Origin of the sequence: Campylobacter sp. 2018MI13, assembly GCF_018501135.1 — a bacterium.
GTDB lineage: Bacteria > Campylobacterota > Campylobacteria > Campylobacterales > Campylobacteraceae > Campylobacter_E.
In genome coordinates this window covers 1-627 of the sequence record NZ_JAHCZC010000172.1, presented here as the reverse complement: position 1 = coordinate 627, position 627 = coordinate 1, and the positions used below count along the sequence as shown (strand labels likewise).

1 protein-coding gene is annotated in these 627 nt (G+C 24.6%); it reads right to left on the bottom strand.

The features are described from left to right. The coding region (locus KJQ99_RS09490) for a hypothetical protein (RefSeq protein WP_214120680.1) at positions 1–627 on the bottom strand (627 nt) is incomplete at both ends.

Sequence of the window (627 nt, the reverse complement as noted above, 5' to 3'; positions counted from 1 at the left end):
CAAAATTCTTCTAAATTATTTTTGTCTTTTAATTCTTTTTCTTTATCTTCATTTATTTTTAAAGAATTTGAGTTTTTAAATAATTTTATATCTTGCTTTAGTTTTCTTATGTGATTGTTTTCTTCATTTATTGCGTATTCTTTTAGTCTTAAATCTATTTTAGGCTTTTTATCAATTTGATTTTTTTCAGTGTATTTATATAGATTTTCTAATTCTTCTAAATATTTTTCTTTACTCTCATTTAACATAAGTTCATCTAGTGTTAATGAGCCATCTTTATTTTTATCCTTTAAAATAGTATCACTTAAATCCTTTGAAATAGTATTATGAGCTTCATACATTTCATCGCTAATATCATCTCCTTTAGCATTAAGTTCTACGCTAGTAATTTGCAATAAATTATATTCATTTATCTCGCCATCAAGCCTTACTCCTAGCCTTGAGTTTAACATCTCTTCTTTACTAAGCACTGCATTTTGGCTAACTTCTAAAAATTTATTAGCAATCTCACTAAACCAACCTGCTACATAATTAGCAGCGTCGCCTTTTAAAATAGTTTTTCCATTTTCTTCTAAAAAATCATTTTTATTAAAAAAGCTTTTTAAATCTTTTAAAGTATCTTTATCT